The 15,790-nt window shown below is 64.9% G+C and carries 12 protein-coding genes and 1 pseudogene; 4 read left to right on the top strand and 9 right to left on the bottom strand.

Annotated elements, in window-relative coordinates:
- On the bottom strand, positions 1-370 hold a 370-nt coding region (locus tag ACT3UE_RS12745), incomplete at its 3' end, for a hypothetical protein (RefSeq protein WP_444566834.1).
- Positions 371-904: 534 nt separating this feature from the next.
- Here ACT3UE_RS12745 and ACT3UE_RS12740 point away from each other — a divergent pair.
- The gene (locus tag ACT3UE_RS12740) at positions 905-1,396 is read left to right on the top strand and encodes a hypothetical protein (RefSeq protein WP_444555700.1); all 492 of its coding nucleotides are present in this window, start codon (positions 905-907) and stop codon (positions 1,394-1,396) included.
- A gap of 150 nt (positions 1,397-1,546) precedes the next feature.
- Here ACT3UE_RS12740 and ACT3UE_RS12735 read toward each other — a convergent pair whose 3' ends face one another.
- Positions 1,547-2,380, bottom strand: coding sequence for an IS110 family transposase (locus ACT3UE_RS12735; protein ID WP_444555699.1), 834 nt, complete (start codon positions 2,378-2,380; stop codon positions 1,547-1,549).
- Positions 2,381-2,407: 27 nt separating this feature from the next.
- Positions 2,408-2,650, bottom strand: a complete 243-nt coding sequence (locus tag ACT3UE_RS12730; RefSeq protein ID WP_444555698.1) for a hypothetical protein — start codon at positions 2,648-2,650, stop codon at positions 2,408-2,410.
- 339 nt (positions 2,651-2,989) lie between these two features.
- Between ACT3UE_RS12730 and ACT3UE_RS12725 the strand changes: the two are divergent.
- Positions 2,990-4,559, top strand: a pseudogene (locus ACT3UE_RS12725) (IS1182 family transposase).
- Positions 4,560-4,924: 365 nt separating this feature from the next.
- On the opposite strand, the gene ACT3UE_RS12720 reads toward ACT3UE_RS12725, so the two are convergent.
- From ACT3UE_RS12720 to lipB, 3 genes are read right to left on the bottom strand one after another with little or no spacing between them, the layout of a single operon-like run.
- On the bottom strand, positions 4,925-5,686 hold the full coding sequence (locus tag ACT3UE_RS12720) for a DUF4191 domain-containing protein (protein ID WP_444555697.1): 762 nt from the start codon (positions 5,684-5,686) through the stop codon (positions 4,925-4,927).
- 28 nt (positions 5,687-5,714) lie between these two features.
- Positions 5,715-6,722 carry a lipoyl synthase gene (gene lipA / locus ACT3UE_RS12715; protein WP_444555696.1) on the bottom strand — a complete coding sequence of 336 codons (1,008 nt, stop codon included), beginning with the start codon at positions 6,720-6,722 and terminating at the stop codon, positions 5,715-5,717.
- A complete protein-coding gene (gene lipB / locus ACT3UE_RS12710; protein WP_444555695.1) occupies positions 6,719-7,402 on the bottom strand; it encodes a lipoyl(octanoyl) transferase LipB in 684 nt (227 codons plus the stop codon). Before lipB ends, lipA begins: the two co-directional genes overlap by 4 nt.
- A gap of 139 nt (positions 7,403-7,541) precedes the next feature.
- Between lipB and ACT3UE_RS12705 the strand changes: the two genes are divergently transcribed.
- Positions 7,542-9,218: a serine/threonine protein kinase gene (locus ACT3UE_RS12705; protein WP_444566833.1), complete on the top strand. Its 1,677-nt coding sequence runs from the start codon at positions 7,542-7,544 to the stop codon at positions 9,216-9,218.
- Positions 9,219-9,263: 45 nt separating this feature from the next.
- Positions 9,264-12,809: a S41 family peptidase gene (locus ACT3UE_RS12700; RefSeq protein ID WP_444561876.1), complete on the top strand. Its 3,546-nt coding sequence runs from the start codon at positions 9,264-9,266 to the stop codon at positions 12,807-12,809.
- A gap of 81 nt (positions 12,810-12,890) precedes the next feature.
- Here the strand turns inward: ACT3UE_RS12700 and ACT3UE_RS12695 are convergent, their stop codons facing one another.
- From ACT3UE_RS12695 to sucB, 3 genes are all read right to left on the bottom strand, one after another.
- Positions 12,891-13,328, bottom strand: a complete 438-nt coding sequence (locus ACT3UE_RS12695) for an OsmC family peroxiredoxin (RefSeq protein WP_444555692.1) — start codon at positions 13,326-13,328, stop codon at positions 12,891-12,893.
- Positions 13,329-13,466: 138 nt separating this feature from the next.
- A complete protein-coding gene (locus tag ACT3UE_RS12690; protein WP_444555691.1) occupies positions 13,467-13,817 on the bottom strand; it encodes a hypothetical protein in 351 nt (116 codons plus the stop codon).
- A gap of 142 nt (positions 13,818-13,959) precedes the next feature.
- Entirely contained in the window at positions 13,960-15,708 is a 1,749-nt protein-coding gene (sucB, locus tag ACT3UE_RS12685) for a 2-oxoglutarate dehydrogenase, E2 component, dihydrolipoamide succinyltransferase (RefSeq protein WP_444561238.1), read from the bottom strand.
- Between the last annotated feature and the right edge of the window lie 82 nt (positions 15,709-15,790).

Below are 15,790 nucleotides of genomic sequence, written 5' to 3'. Positions count from 1 at the left end.
TGTCGAGTTTCTGCCAGCCGGTCATCGGGGTTCCGGTGTAGCGCCAGATGAATCCGCTGTCGTGCCGCTGGTAGAGCGTATTCGACGTCTCGTCCGCCGTTGAAACCGGGGTTCGGACTATTTCGAAATCGACCGTGTAGTTCCAGCTCGAGTATCCGAACCAGTCTCCCTTTTTCGAGAAATGCCACGTGATCTTTTCCGTTTCGGGCCCGGACGCAGACACTTCCAGCTCTTTTTCGCCAAGCTTGTCGTCTTTATCAGCCTTGATGATTGCGTCGGCGATCTTATATCCCCAATCCAAGATCTCGCCCCCGCTGACAGCCACGGGGTGTCCTGAAGCCTTCAGGCCTTTGATTACACCATCTTTCAATTTCTCGATCCATTTCGGCTTGTTCGCCCAGTCCTTGCTGCTATCTTCGTCGAAGGCTACAACTCCGCCGCGAATGGACCGGTCATTAGCGAGAATGTCGCTATAGATCAGCGCGTTTGGGTACTTGTGTTGGTTGTCTTTGATCGAGATTATCCCGACGACTTCGGCCTGAGTTTTTCCGCAGAGCCATCGGTTAACATGCTCGTGAAATACAATTCATCGGGGCCGGTAACATCCTCGGTGTTGCCACAGTGAATCTTTGTGATGCGTATTTCGACTTTCGTGTTCGACATTGTTTCCCCCTACATCAGGCAACTAACAGCGGTAGGAGCCACGACGCTGTGGTTCATGCTAGTCACAGAATGAATTATAACTAATTAATTTATAAAGTACATAGGCCTGTCGCACACCCTCCTGCGGGCCGTTAAGTGGTATCGGCGGTGTCCTGAGAGAATAATGTCCAGACGACGAAATGGTGATGCCGGAACAGGGGGTGCGGCGGGACACGGTGAAGCGTCCGCACCCCCTAAAGGCATGGAACAGCACAGCGCAACGCCACAGCAGTCGAACCACCAAAACGAACACCCCGGCTGCAAGGCCCTCTTCCCCTGGCTACGCAGTTGCCGAACCTGGAAGTCCACCCCCTACCTCCTCGAACGGGCACGTAGCGAAGTCCGTGGGATCCCGGCGGACATGTGGGACAACCACGTGTCCCTCATGAGGGAACATCGCGACATGTTCACCAGTCGCAGCGGCCACTGGTCCACGTTCATCGCATGGGTCGCAGGCTGGCAGCATTACGAGATCGGGTTCTGCTGCCTATCCGCGGCCAACCTGGGCCGGGCCCTCGGCGAGACCGCCTTGGAAGTCGACCACCGATATGTAGCTACGAGTTGTCAAGGGGCAGAGGTGAGCGGTCCGCGGCTGGTTGTCGTGGACCGCTCTTTTCGTTCCCGTCGTCTGGTGGTGGTCCTGGGCTGGCGCGTCTTCTACGACGGCGCTGTCAGACTGATATACGCGGATTGATTACCGCAGGACAAGGTGTTCGGCTGGAGGATGACCGCTGGTCTAGCAATATCGGGCATCACCGACAAGCGCCGGTGGCCCATAGGTGTATCGCGGATTTCCTCCACGCTGCCAGGCCGGATGATCACCGGTAGGCGACGGAACGCTTCCCTATTCAGCTGGCCATGGGTGCTCCCGTTGCACTGGTGCTGACAGGGACCAGCACCAACCTGCCAGTTCCCGGGCGACGGCCACGTTGGCGATCACCCGGCGCTTCTTGCGGGCCTCGAACTTCTCCCACTGGCGACGCAGCCGGTGATTACCCTGATGCCCACGAACAAGGGAAGCCTCGTCGGCTTTTTCCCAACGTGCCTGCATCTCCCTGGTGGGCTGGTAATTTCGCCGGTGGTTCCAGGCCGCCTCGACCAGCAGCCGACGGGCGAGGGTGTTCCCGGTCTTGGTGATCGACCCCAAGGAACGCGATGCCCCTGAGGAATGCTCCGATGGCACCAAGCCTAGGTAGGCGCCGATGGTCTTGCCGGTGAACCGGTTCCAGTCCCCGACCTCGACGGCTAACCCGAACGCGGTCAGTACGCTGATTCCACGCAAACACATCAAAGCGTGAACGACTTCGGCGTAGGGCTCAGTCTCAGCCAGGGCCGCGATCCGGACATCGAGGCGGTTCCTTCGATCAAAGGTCATTGCCACCGTCTCCAGGCAGGTGACGTAAGCAGCCTGCAGGGAAGGATCCTCGAAGTGCTGCTGGTGCAGCCACGTATGGTGCCCGTTCGTCCACGTAGTGCCTCCGGAATAAACGATCCCGTGGCGCAGCAATAGCTTGGAGAGTCGGTGCCTGGGCCGCATCAAATCGGAACGGACGTCCTCACGAGCACGGACCAGAACCCGGGCAGCTTCCCGCGCGGAGTCGGGGACCGCGACCGCGGTGAACTGGTCCAGCAGGTTCAACCGTGCCAGATGCTCCGCATCCCGGGCATCGGTCTTCACCCGATCCCCGGCCGGATGTCGGAGTTTCTAGGGGGCGGCGACCACGCAGGTAAACCCTGGCGTCTCCAAGGCACGGGCGAGACCGAAGCCGGTGGGGCCTGCCTCGTAGACGACGCGGACCGGAGGGCTCAGGCCTTTGATCCAGTCCACGACTCCGGTGTTGTTTCCGGCCAGGCGTTGGCGTTTGATCTCGCCGGTGCGTTGAACGATTGCGCAGCCCAGGATGGAGCGGGCATGGACATCCAGACCGACGTAGGTACGCTGATTCATGACTGGAACCTCCAGACGTTCAAATGTGGCTCTACCAGTCCACACCCGTCCGGCTGAACGGGAAAGACCGCAGGGCTGGCAATCCACGCCTAGCTTTGAACTCGGGGTTCCAGTCCTACGACGCCACCGCGACGCTCACTGCATATTGTCTAGCCCGAGACCACCAGCAGTTCCGCCCAGGGAAGCCGTGATCAGATACAAGGCCGGTCTTTCCAAGATGTCCTTTCCCCCGAACCTTGGACGGGGCAGATGGGGCGTCCCCGGCCTAGGAGACTGCTGAACGATTTCGAGGGTTTAAGGCGGGCCTGCTGGACTTGCGCTGCCGGTCGTTAAGACTGGATACATGCAGGGAAACAGGATTCACAGCGGCAGTATCTGGACGTGGAGGCGTTGGCCGGGGAACTATTGGCCCCGGGAAGCGCCTTCGCGTTCCTCGCCGGAAACCGGCAGGAGCTGTTCCCGGATTCAATGATGGAGGACCTTTTCATCTCCAAGCGTGGTCGGCCCTCGATCCCCGGCACCGGTGATCGGCTCGGTCATGGTCTTGCAGGCCCTTCACGGGCTCTCTGACCGCGAAACGGCCGAGGCGTTGACGTCTGACCCGCGATGGAAAGCGGCCTGCGGTTCCGAGCTGACCGGAACCGCGTTCCATCCCTCGACACTGACGTACTGGCGCAAGCGCCTGGCCGCCTCGCCGAACCCGCACCGGATCATGGACGCGATCGGCGAAGCAGTCACTGCTACCGGCATCCTGGCCGGTAAACGCCGCCGCGCCCTGGACTCCACGGTCCTCGACGATGCCGTCGCCCGGCAAGACACCATCACCCAACTGATCGCTTCAATCCGCCGCTACGGCCCCGATATCCCCGCCGGCCAGGACCTCGTCGCCGCCCACACGCGTGGCTGCGACTACCAGCGCACCGGCAAACCAGATATTGCCTAGGATGACCAGTATGCCAAACAAGAACTGGTATCGGCGCTGGTCAACGACGCGATCGCCCTGCTCGCAGCAGTGGCCCCCGACACCCTCGAAGTGGACTCGAAGGCCGCCGAAGCATACGGTTTGCTCGCGTTGGTCTCCGGGCAGGACGTGGAACCGGCCGAGGGACCCGACGGCACGGACGGGAGGTGGCGGATCGCCCGGAAGGTCGCACCGGACCGGCTGATCTCCACCGTGGACACCCAGGCCCGCCACGCGCACAAGACCCGACAGGAACGCCGTGATGGTTATAAGGGCCATCTGATCATCGAGCCCGATACCGGGTTGGTGACTGCGGCGAAGTTGACCATGGCCACCGGGCCGGACTCCACCGACCCGGCCGCCGGCGCCGCCCTGCTCGGGGAAGACCACAGCATCGGGGTCTCACCGGTGCAGGTGTTGGCCGATTCGGCCTACGGTTCGGCGTCCATGCTGAAGTCCCTGGCTGGTTCAGGGCATCAGGCGTTGATCAAGCCCAAGCCCTTGAACCGGGCTATTGCCGACGGGTTCACCATCGACGAGTTCACCTACGACCCGGCTGCAAACACGCTCACTTGCCCCAACGGGCTCGCCCGAACGATTTCGGCAAAGGGGTTACTCGACCTTCGGTGCCGGATGCCGGGGATGCCCGCTGCGGGACCGGTGCACCACCTCCGAAAGCGGACGGAAGATCGATCGGCATCCCGAACACGAGTTGATGCGGGCCCACCGGGCCGAAGCGGTGGGTCCCGGGTTCGTTGCCGATTACCGGCGTCATCGGCCGATGGTCGAGCGTTCCATTGCCTGGATGACTCGCGGGAACCGGCGACTACGGTATCGGGGCATGGCAAAGAACGATGCCTGGTGGAGGCTACGGGCCGGGGCAGTGAATCTGAAACGTCTCCTGAAACTCGGGTGACCGGCGCAAACACCGGATGGACCATCGTCTGAGGCCGTCCGGGCCCGGGGCCCGCTCCCACAACGGCCTCTGGGGCCCCTGAAGAGCCCTTCAGGACCTCACGGCCAGTGCCGAGAACCAGGAAGGGCTCCCAGATTCCCGCCCCGGATGATGCAAGCAGCCGTCCCACACGTCGATACGCGCAAAACGGTCGCTCCAATTCCACTTAGTTCAGCAGTCTCCTGGTGCACAGCCTTGTTACTAGCCGAACACCGGGTGCCGGCCGTCGGGGATCGCTCCTTTGGCGTCGCCGCCATCGGCAACGAGATGGGTGGGTACCGCTGGCGTGCGGTCCCACCTCAAATGAAGAATGCCGGTTCCCTCGTGGAGGAAACCGGCACTTTTGCGTAGTCGTTCTTTAGCGCCCGCGCATTGAACGGCGATCAGGGCGGGCCTTATTGGGGTCGATGCCCTTGGGAATGGGAAGTTTCGCGCTGCCCAACGTGGACAGACGCATGTCCACGGCATGGACTTCCTGCTTATTGAGCGTCTTGGGGAACTTCTTCATCTTCTTGGACACATCGCCCAAACCGGTCTGTCCATCGTTCGAACCCGCGTTGATGACGTGGATCGGCACGTTCGGCAGGACACGGTTCATTCGCTTGCGCTCGGCATCCACTAGCGGGCGAACCCGGTGGGTCGGCCCTTCGGTGACCAGCACGACCCCACAGCGACCGATGCCGCGGAAGACGAGGTCCTGGGTCTTGGGACTGACCGCCACGGGTTGTTCCGTGAGGATCCAGCCACGCTTCAAGACGGACATGGATGCGCCGGCGGCACCCGGACGGCCTTCAAGCTGCTTGAAGGCGGCCTTCTCGGCACGACGGGAGAGGATGAGCAATGCTGCCAGCAAGCCCAGCGGAATGGAGACGAGCAGTGTGGTGATCCAGTTGTTGATCACCAGTCCGATGACCAGGCCAACGGCGATGATGCCGAAGAATGCCAGGACCATCCACCACACGGCGTTGGGGTCATTACGCCGGGTCATCTGGAAGACCTGGCCGAGCTGCTTCAGCCGACCTGGTTCCTTGGCGGCCTTCTCGGCCTTGGGCTTGCGGGAGAACAACGAACGCTTGGGCTTGGCGCCGTCGTCTGCGGGGGAGTTAGAAGTTCTGGCCATAGTGGTCCAATTCTACGTGATCGGCGAGTTACTGTTGGGCAGCGAGGAGAGTGGCTGCCTCTTGCTTGGTCGTTCCGGAGCTCTCGATATGGGCCATGTCCTCGGGAATGGGCAGACCCTTCTTGCGCATGGCGCCCGCCCAGAGGCGTCCGGCGCGGTAGGACGAGCGCACCAGCGGTCCGGCCATGACGCCCAGATAGCCGATTTCCTCCGCGAGCTTCTGTAGTTCGACGAATTCCTGGGGCTTTACCCAACGGTCCACGGGGGCGTGCCGTTCGGACGGGCGGAGGTACTGGTTGATGGTCAGCAGATCGCAGCCGGCTTCGTGCAGGTCCTTCATGGCATCGACGACTTCTTCGGGGTTTTCGCCCATGCCGAGAATGAAGTTCGACTTGGTGATCATCCCGTTGTCGTGCCCCCGGCGGATGACGTCCAGCGAGCGCTCGTAGCGGAAAGCAGGACGGATCGATTTGAACAGCCGCGGGACGGTTTCGACGTTATGGGCATATACCTCCGGGGCCGACGCGCAGATCTCGTCCAGGTATTCCTTCTTGCCGGAGAAGTCGGGGATCAACAGTTCGACGCCGGTGCCCGGGTTGAACTGGTGGATCCGGCGGACGGTTTCGGCGTAGAGCCAGGTTCCCTCGTCCTCGAGGTCGTCGCGGGCCACCCCGGTCACGGTCGCGTAGCGCAGACCCATCTGCTTCACGGACTGGGCGACCTTGAAGGGTTCGGAACGGTCCAGGGCGGCCGGCTTTCCGGTGTCGATCTGGCAGAAGTCGCAGCGACGGGTGCACTCGGAGCCGCCGATGAGGAAGGTCGCTTCGCGGTCCTCCCAGCATTCGAAGATGTTCGGGCAGCCGGCCTCTTCGCAGACCGTGTTCAGGCCCTTGTCCTTGACGAGCTTCTTCATCTCGACATATTCAGGGCCGATTTCAACCTTGGCTTTGATCCACTCGGGCTTACGTTCCACGGGGGTTGCCGAGTTGCGCTGTTCAATGCGCAGCATGCGGCGTCCTTCGGGGGCGAGGCTCACAGTAGGGCTCCTTCATCGGCGATGGGGGTGTTCGTTTTGATGGCTGGTTCGAGTAGGCGGGTCAGTTCGTCCTGGACCCGGTCGAGCACGTCCAGGGTGCGGACTGTTCGGCCGCATTCTTCGGTGATGCTTGTCGTGGAGGCATCGGTGATGCCACAGGGGATGATCCGCGAGAATGCGTCGTCGTCGTTATCGCAGTTCAGCGCGAAACCATGCATGGTCACTCCATGGTCCACACGGATGCCGATGGCGGCGATCTTCCGGTCCTGGGCGCCGTCGGTGCCCAGGACCCAGACTCCGGCCCGGCCATCGACCCGCTGTGCGGTGATGCCGAAGTCGGCGACGACGTTGATCAGCATCTCCTCGAGCCGGTGGACGTAGTCGCGGATGCCGGAGTGGTTGGCCAGTTCGACGATGGGGTAGCCCACGAGCTGCCCGGGGCCATGCCAGGTGATCTTGCCCCCGCGGTCCACGGAGATGACGGGGGTTCCATCAACCGGCAGATCCTGGGGTTCGGTGCGTTTGCCGGCCGTATAGACGGCGGCATGCTCGAGTAGGAGGACTTCTGGCCCATGCATCCGGGCAGCCACTTCATCGTGGATCCGGCGTTGCAGGTCCCAGGCCTCCTGGTAATCAACGTAGTCCGGGGCGAAGCCCAGCCGCTGGAAGGAGATGGTCATGCGCCATACGCTACTCGCCGTCGGTGGCAGGTTCGAATTGGGGTCGAATCCGTTGCTGTGGATAACTTCTGCAGGTCAGCGCGACATTCGATAGAAATGGAGGATGGGTGCACCGAACGAGTGGAGACGTCGACCAGAGTTGAAGGATTGGGCACTTGAACACGAACTCGGGCGAGGAAGTAGCGGAACCGTATATGTCGTCAGGCAACGTCATACGGGGGTCCGTGCCGCTCTGAAGGTTGCCGCTGCCCAGGACGGTGGGGAAGAAGGCAGCTGCTCGAAGGAAGTCCAGGCCCTGGCCTCGATGAGTCATGAACACATCGTGGAGTTGATCGGTGCGGTCCCGACCGATCACGGCGAGGGCATCCTGATGGAGTACCTTCCGGGCGGCTCGGTGGCGGACCTGATCGCTGCCCGCGGACCATTGACGCTGGGCGAGACGGTGACGGTCCTTGCCCCCGTGGCCGGAGCCGTGGCGTTCCTGCATGGGAATGGGGCCGTTCATGGCGACATCGCCCCGGGCAATGTCCTGTTCACCGCGGCGGGGAAACCGAAACTTGGTGATCTGGGGTTGGCCGTGCTGGTGGGTGGACGGCAGGACGAATCCGGAACCCCCGGCTTCCGGGCTCCCAGTTCCGAACCCGAGGAATCCGGAGGCAGACGGCTGCGACCGGCCCGGGACGTATATTCCTTGGCGGCATTGGCCTGGTACATGGTGACGGGGCGGGTCGCCGGGCCCACCCATCAGCGACCACCATTGTCCAGCCTGCTGGGAGGGGTGCCGACGGAGCTGGTGGAACTACTTGAATCGGGGCTGGCCGAAGACGAGGAAGAGCGGCCCGGAGCCGAGGAATTCGGGCGACGGATCTTCCGGATCGCGACACCAGAGCCGGTGAACCTTCGAGAAGCCGTGAGGCCCGAGGCCCTGGGACAGATGGTCACCCATGTCGTTGCGGATCCGGCCACGCGCAGGGTGGGCCGCGGCCCGAGGGAGTGGTTCCGTGGGCTGGCCACCCTCGGGCGCGGCCGGAAGCGACACCCCGGCAGCGGGGCAGCGGGGCCGCGGGGAATCGGACGTCCCGCCCGTCGTGGACGGGGCGACCGCCACCCCCAGCCCGATCGAGCCCGGGGCCGGGCTCGGCGGGGCCGGCGGTGGGCCGTGATCCCGGCGATTGGGGTGCTGCTCTGTCTGGTCGTCGCGGGTCTCATGGTTGCCACCCGGGGCGGCTGGGGCCCCCAGCCCGCCCCGGTGGCCCACCCGGCGACGGAGGCCGGCCCGGATGTCTCGAGGCCGGCCCATGAACAGGACGGAACGGATGCGGAGGCGAGCGAAGGGGGCGACGCCACGCAGCCGCCGTGGGTTCTACCGGAGAAGGTGCTCGAGGCGTCGGTCTTCTCCACCCCGGTTCCCGAGGATCCACTCCAGGCGGCCCGGGCCCTGACGGAGAGGAGGGACCTTGCCTTGGCGGGAGCCGATGCTGATGCCTTGCGGCAAGTCCACGCAGGGGGAGGGGACTCGCTGGGCCCGGATCTGGCGGTGACCAGTCAACTGCGGTCCCGCGGGCTGCATTATCGCGGATTGAAGACGCGTTTATCCGATGTCAGGATCAACCCGGGGACCGATGAGGAACAGGTGGCCGTGGCGGCCACCAGCACCATGAGCTCCTACCAGGTGGTAGGGGCCGACGGGGCAACGATCCAGAGCACCCCCGGGCCCGAAGTGCAGGACATCATCTTGACGCTGGAGCGTGTCCACGGTGGGTGGCTGATCGTCTCCGTCGAGGACGCTTCGAGGGGTACGGGGAACCACGGATGATTCCCCTGCGGTGACGCCACCGGTATCGATCGGTAGGATCGCTTCATGAGTTTGAGTTGCTACCTTCGATACCCGCACGTCTCCGCCGAACTCGTGGCTTTTGTCGCCGAGGATGATGTCTGGCTCGTCCCTCTGGCCGGCGGCCGTGCCTGGCGCCTTTCAGCGCAGGGTCTGCCGGCACGAAACCCCCGGTTCTCCGCAGATGGGCAGACGCTCACCTGGACCATCCGCAACGGGGCCAGTCAGGAGATCGTGGCTGCCTCCGTCGATGGTGGTGACTACCGTCAACTCACCTACTGGGGCCACCCGTCGACGAAGAACCGTGGGTACACCCCCGACGGCCAGGTCGTGGCCGTCACTTCCAAGGACCAGGCGGATTCACGACTGACCTGGGCTCGAACCGTTCCACTGGATGGGTCGGTGGGCGAGGGGCTGGATTACGGGCCGGTTGATTCACTGGCCTGGGGGCCGTCGGTCGGTGATGAACGCCCGTTGGTGGTGGGCAGCGCCCTGAGCCGGGAACCCGCCTGGTGGAAGCGCTATCGCGGTGGGACGGCAGGCAAGCTCTGGATCGATCGGGATGGTGGCGGGGAATTTGACCGCCTGATTCCGGACGTTGATGGAAACCTGTGCGACCCGGTCTGGATCGACCAGCGGATTGCCTTCCTGTCGGACCATGAGGGCTACGGCAACATCTACTCGGTCAGCCCCGACGGTGGTGACCTGAGGCGCCACACGGACCATGAGAGCTACTACGCCAGGCATCTGTCCTCCGACGGGGAACGTCTGGTCTTCGAATCCGCCGGCGAGCTCTGGGTGCTTGACGGGTTGGACGCAGCCCCCCGGAAACTGGAGATCACCCTCGGATCGGCCGGGCACGGCAGGCAGCCGACGGCCCTGGACGTCGCGGCACATCTGGTGCGGGCCACGCCCGATCACCGCGGCAATGCCAGTGTCATCGAAAGCCACGGAACGCTGCATCTGCTGACCCACCGTCGGGGCCCGGCCCGCACGATCGAATCGACCCCCGGGGTCAGGGCGCGGCTAGGCAGCCTGGTCGGGGCCGACCGGGTGCTCTACGTGGCCGACGAGGAGGGTGAGGAAGCGATCCACCTCCAGGAGCTGGACGCCTTCGAACGGCGCTACCCTGCCGACGCGGGCAGCGGGGGAGCCCCTGAGGACGGGGGTGCCGGTGTCGGCTCGGGAGCGGGGCAGGCCCCGACGAACGGGGAGACCGGAGAGGCGGATGACGACGGCGGGGACCTTCCCCAACCGGTCAGCGCAGCGGGAAGTGCCGGACTGCCGGCCCCGGTGGCGGCCGCAGGGAAGGAACACGATGTCGTGACTGCCCCGGCCACCGAGGATGACTCATCCGTCGAATCGCCTGCGAAGGAGGACCCGGCCACCGGGCCGGGCCCGAAACGCTTCGAGCTGCCGGCCGGACACCGCGTGCGCAGCCTCGTGGCCGGGCCGGATGCCCGCTGGATCGCCGTGTCCACCGAAGCCGGGCAGACCTACCTGCTGGAGCCGGAAACCTCGACGTGGCACCAGATCAGTGCCGGCGGTCAGGGAGCGGCCGTAGGGCTCGCGTTCTCCCCTGACGGGCGGTGGTTGGCCTTCACCGAGCCGGTGGCCACGTTCGGGGCCCGCAGCCGCATGCTGCTGGTCTCCACCGAGGATCCGTCCGCGGAACCGATCGAGGCGACGGACGGTCGATTCCGCGACCATGCGCCGTCGTTCACCCCGGACGGAAAATACCTGGCCTTCCTCTCCGACCGCAGCTTCGACCCGCTGTATGACACGCACGGATTCGACCTGTCCTTCCCGGCATCGACGAAACCGTTCCTGTTGGCGCTGGACGACCGGACGCCGTCGCTGTATGGACCACGGGTCTACGGAACCGAAGCCACCTGGGACGAGGCCGGGAAGGACACCGGATCCAGCGACCAGGACCCGGCTTCAGCCGTACCGGAGACCACCGTGGTTCGTGCGGGACTTCCCTCACGCCTCTTCGCGGTCCCCGTCGCCCAGGGCCGCTACACGTCCCTGGTGGCCGTCGAAGGGGGCCTGTTGTGGTTGACCGATGTCTCGACCGGCGTCACCGGCGATGGCCGGGCCCCCGACGCCGAGGCCGAATCCCAGAGGCTGGAACGTTTCGATCATGAGACCCAACGACTCACCACGCTTCTGGAAGCCGCGGAGGCGTTCCTCGTCAGTGGAGACCGCAAGCGTCTGGTCGCCGTCCACAACGGCACCGTGCGGGCCGTGGCGACGGATAAACCAGCCGAGTCGGACTCCGCGGACACCCAGGACATCGATCTGGGCCGGATCCGGGTGGCCCTGGATCCCTCGAAGGTCTGGGCCCATGCCTTCGACGAAGCCTGGCGGCTGCAGCGGGACTTCTTCTGGGTCGAGGACATGGCCGGACGGGACTGGGATGCGGTGGCCGAAACCTATCGTCCGCTGGTTGACCGCCTGGGCAGCCACGACGATCTCGTGGACCTGCTCTGGGAGCTGCACGGGGAACTGGGCACGTCCCATGCCTATGTGACCCCCGAACCCATCCAAGGTGCCGAGAGCCAAGGCCTCCTCGGCGCGGATCTGGCACGGGTCGATGGCCGCTGGCGCGTGGAAACCGTGCTGGCGGGGGAGTCCTCCGATCCGCAGGCCCATGCCCCCCTGGCCGCCCCCGGGGTGGGGGTGCGCGCGGGGGACGAGTTGTTGGCGATCAACGGGGTCGACATCCCCGAGTCCGGACCGGCGATCCTGTTGCAGGGAACCGGCGGTAAGCCCATCGAACTCACCGTCCGCGACGGGGCGTCCTCACGGGCCCCCGGCGAGGTCCGGCGGGTCGGGGTCGTCCCGGTCCGCAACGAAGAGCGCCTGCGGTACCACCAGTGGGTCTCACGGAATCGTCGGGAAGTCCGTGAGGCGTCCCAGGGACTGTTCGGGTATCTCCATATCCCCGACATGATGCCGCTGGGGTGGGCGCAACTGTTCCGGGACCTCGACCAGGAAGCCTCGCGGGACGCGTTGCTCATCGACGTACGTCGGAACCGCGGCGGGCATACCTCCCAACTGGTGGCCGAAGTCATCGCACGGAAGGTGACCGCCTGGTCGGTGGCCCGCGAACAGGAACCGTGGACCTACCCGGATAGTGCCCCCCGCGGGCCGGTGGTCATCCTCACCGACGAATGGGCCGGCTCCGACGGGGACATCATCACGCAGGTCAGCAAACTGCGGGCCATCGGCCCCGTGGTCGGCGTGCGCACCTGGGGCGGGGTCATCGGCATCGACGGGGAATTCGACCTGGCCGACGGAACGGGCGTCACGCAGCCGCGCTACGCCACCTGGTTCACCGGTGGCGTGGGCTGGGGCGTGGAGAACCGGGGTGTTGATCCGGATATCGAGGTGCCGTTCCCTCCGCATGCCCATCTGGCCGGAACCGATCCGCAACTCGAGCACGGGATCATGGTGCTCAAGGAAATGCTCCATGAGATCCCGACGCACCGGGCGCCCGAACGTGAGGGGTACCCTTCCAGGGAACCGGGCCCCCTGCCGGCCCGGCCGCAGGATGCCGCGGGGGACTGACCACCCCGGGATGCACCAACGACGAAGGGCGCCGGAACCATGGTTGGTTCCGGCGCCCTTCGTCGTTGGTCGGGCTGGAAGCTAGGAGACCAGCGTGGCGTCGAGCTTGATGCTCGGCACCGAGGCCAGGGCCTTGGAGACGGGGCAGCCTTCCTTGGCGCCCTGTGCTGCTTCCTTGAAGGTGGCCTCGTCGATGCCGGGGACCGTGGCCTTCAGGGTCAGGCGGATCTCGCTGATCAGCGGACCGTTGGTCGTGTCGAAATCAACTTCGGCACTGGTCTCGATCGAATCAGCGGTGAAGCCCGCGTCCTTCAACGCGCCGCCGAGTGCCATCGAGTAGCAGGAGGCGTGCGCTGCCGCGATCAGTTCCTCGGGGCTGGTCTTGCCCTCGGACTGGTCGGAGCGGGCCTTCCACGTGATGTCGTAGGTGCCGATACCGGACGTCTCGAAAGACGTCTGACCGCTTCCGGAGAAAAGATCGCCGTTCCAAACGGTGCGGGCGGTACGGGTTGTAGCCATGGTGACTCCTCCACATCTGAGCTGGGCGACCGGTTCCGGGCGCCATCTCCATCCTATGTCTCCCGGCGATCGGGGCAAGAACATGACTCCGGACAGCAAAGGACCCCCGGTGTATACCGGGGGTCCTGGAGGTACTGCCTAGACCCAGAGCACCGCGATGGCGATGTTGATCAAGGCCAGGCCGCCGACGCCGTGGGCGATGCCGGTGGGCACCACTTCGTGGTTCTTGACCTTCTTGCGACCGATCCATGCCGCGACGAGAACGCCCAGGGCGATGATGAGCTTGACGCCCAGCTTGATCCGGTTCGGTTCGCCGTCCCCCATTTCCAGCAGGCCGAACATCAGGATGCCGGTCACCACCTGGGTGATGGCCCCGATCCACTGCCAGAGGCCGACCGTGGGGGTCTTGAAGGAGGCGAGCCAACCGCCGAAGATCGCGGCCGCGCCCAGAATGTGCACGAAGATGAGCAATGTGAGGATGAAGTTCATGGGGACAGTCTAGGGGTGGTTTCGACAGCGTGTCGAAACCGCGGACTCCTGCATCAACGACGACGGCTGGCGTCCCTCCCGAGGAGGGGCACCAGCCGTCGTCGTTCACCGCCGGACACCTATGCTGGTCCGGGAGGCGTTGCTACAGACCGAGGTCGGCCTCGAAGGCGCCTTCTTCCAGCCGGGCGCGCAGCGTCTGCAGGAAGCGTCCGGCATCCGCGCCGTCGACTAGACGGTGGTCGTAGGTCAGCGACAGGTACATCATGTGGCGGATGGCGATGGTGTCATCGCCATCGGTGCCCGTGACGACCATGGGACGCTTGACGATGGCTCCGGTGCCGAGGATGGCCACCTGCGGCTGGTTGATGATCGGAGTATCGAACAACGCGCCGACCGACCCGATGTTGGTGATCGAGAACGTGCCACCGGAGAGCTCATCCGGGCCGATCTTGTTGTCGCGGGTGCGCTTGGCGACATCATCGATGCGGCTGGCAACGCCGGCCAGGTTCAGATCACCGGCGTTGTTGATGACGGGAACGAGGAGACCCTTTTCGGTATCCACTGCGATCGCCAGGTGCTCGGCGTCGTGGTAGGTGATCTCCTGTTTGCCCTCGTCGTATTCGGCGTTGAGCTTCGGGTGCTGCTTGAGCGCCTCGGCAACGGCCTTGGCGATGAAGGGCAGGTACGTCAGCTTGGTGCCGTTGACGGCCTGGAACTGTGCCTTGGCCGAGGTGCGCAACTTGGCCACGCGGGTCATGTCGACCTCGTGGACCTGGGTGAGCTGGGTGGACGTCTCCAGCGACTCGCGCATCCGCTGGGCGATGACCTGGCGGATGCGGGGTGCCTTCTCCGTCTTCCCTCGCAGCGAGGAGGGGACGACGGCGGCAGGAGCCTTCGGTGCGGAGCCCGAGCCGGCTGTCGGTGCTGCCGGAGCAGCGGACTTCTTGGCCTCGACGGCGTCCAGGACATCCTGCTTGCGGATGCGGCCGCCGACACCGGTGCCGGTGACGGTCGACAGATTGATCTCGTTCTGCGAAGCCAGACGACGGACCAGCGGGGTCACGTAGCCGTCGTTGCCTCCGGCGGGGGCCGGCGTCGAAACGGGCTTCGGGGCCTCGGCCTTCGGAGCTTCCTGCTTCGGTGCCTCCTGCTTGGGCGCTTCGGCCTTCGGGGCTTCCTGCTTCGGTGCTTCTTCCTTGGGCGCTTCGGCCTTCGGGGCTTCCTGCTTCGGTGCTTCTTCCTTGGGCGCTTCGGCCTTCGGGGCCTCCTGGGCCGGAGCCGACCCGGAACCAATGACGGCCAGCACGGATCCGACCTCGGCGGTGTCGTCTTCGTTCACCTTGATCTCCAGCAGGGTGCCGGCGACGGGTGAAGGAATCTCGGTGTCGACCTTGTCGGTGGAGACCTCGAGCAGCGGCTCGTCGACCTCGACCTCGTCGCCGACCTGCTTGAGCCAGCGGGTGACGGTGCCTTCGGTGACGCTTTCGCCGAGGGCGGGAAGCGTGACATCGGCCCGTTCGCCGGAATCATCGGAAGCAGCGGGGGCCTCGCTGGAGGAGGACTCCTCGGCTGCGGGAGCGGACTCCTGGGCGGGGGCCTCTTCTGCCGGGGCTTCCTCGGCGGCCGGTGCCTCTTCGGAGGATCCGGATCCGGATCCGTCGCCGATGCGCACCAGCGGGGCGCCGACATCGGCCGTCTCGTCCTCGGGGACGAGGATTTCTTCGATCACACCGGAGATCGGCGAGGGGACCTCGGTATCGACCTTGTCGGTGGAGACCTCCAGTAGTGGCTCGTCGACCTCGACGCTATCGCCGACCTGCTTGAGCCAGCGCGTCACAGTGCCTTCGGTGACACTCTCACCGAGTGCGGGCAAGTTCACGGTTTCAGACATGGTGTCCCCGTTCTCCTAAAGCTATATCTCTTGACTTGGACGGCCGGCAACGAGGGCGAAGCGGCCGGTGTTCGGCTTGCGT

This window comes from Arthrobacter sp. 179 (assembly GCF_052379645.1).
Taxonomy (GTDB): domain Bacteria; phylum Actinomycetota; class Actinomycetes; order Actinomycetales; family Micrococcaceae; genus Arthrobacter_H.
Note: the sequence above shows the minus strand (reverse complement) of the source record. Positions and strands in the feature narration are given on the sequence as shown.

Excerpts from the sequence above, each read along its gene's own strand:
- lipB (WP_444555695.1), bottom strand. The coding sequence starts at position 7,402 with ATGACCATCTCCTTCCAGCGGCTGGGCTTCGCCCCGGACTACGTTGAT.
- sucB (WP_444561238.1), bottom strand. The coding sequence starts at position 15,708 with ATGTCTGAAACCGTGAACTTGCCCGCACTCGGTGAGAGTGTCACCGAA.
- ACT3UE_RS12720 (WP_444555697.1), bottom strand. The coding sequence starts at position 5,686 with ATGGCCAGAACTTCTAACTCCCCCGCAGACGACGGCGCCAAGCCCAAG.
- ACT3UE_RS12700 (WP_444561876.1), top strand. The coding sequence starts at position 9,264 with ATGAGTTTGAGTTGCTACCTTCGATACCCGCACGTCTCCGCCGAACTC.
- ACT3UE_RS12740 (WP_444555700.1), top strand. The coding sequence starts at position 905 with ATGGAACAGCACAGCGCAACGCCACAGCAGTCGAACCACCAAAACGAA.
- ACT3UE_RS12730 (WP_444555698.1), bottom strand. The coding sequence starts at position 2,650 with ATGAATCAGCGTACCTACGTCGGTCTGGATGTCCATGCCCGCTCCATC.
- ACT3UE_RS12695 (WP_444555692.1), bottom strand. The coding sequence starts at position 13,328 with ATGGCTACAACCCGTACCGCCCGCACCGTTTGGAACGGCGATCTTTTC.
- ACT3UE_RS12690 (WP_444555691.1), bottom strand. The coding sequence starts at position 13,817 with ATGAACTTCATCCTCACATTGCTCATCTTCGTGCACATTCTGGGCGCG.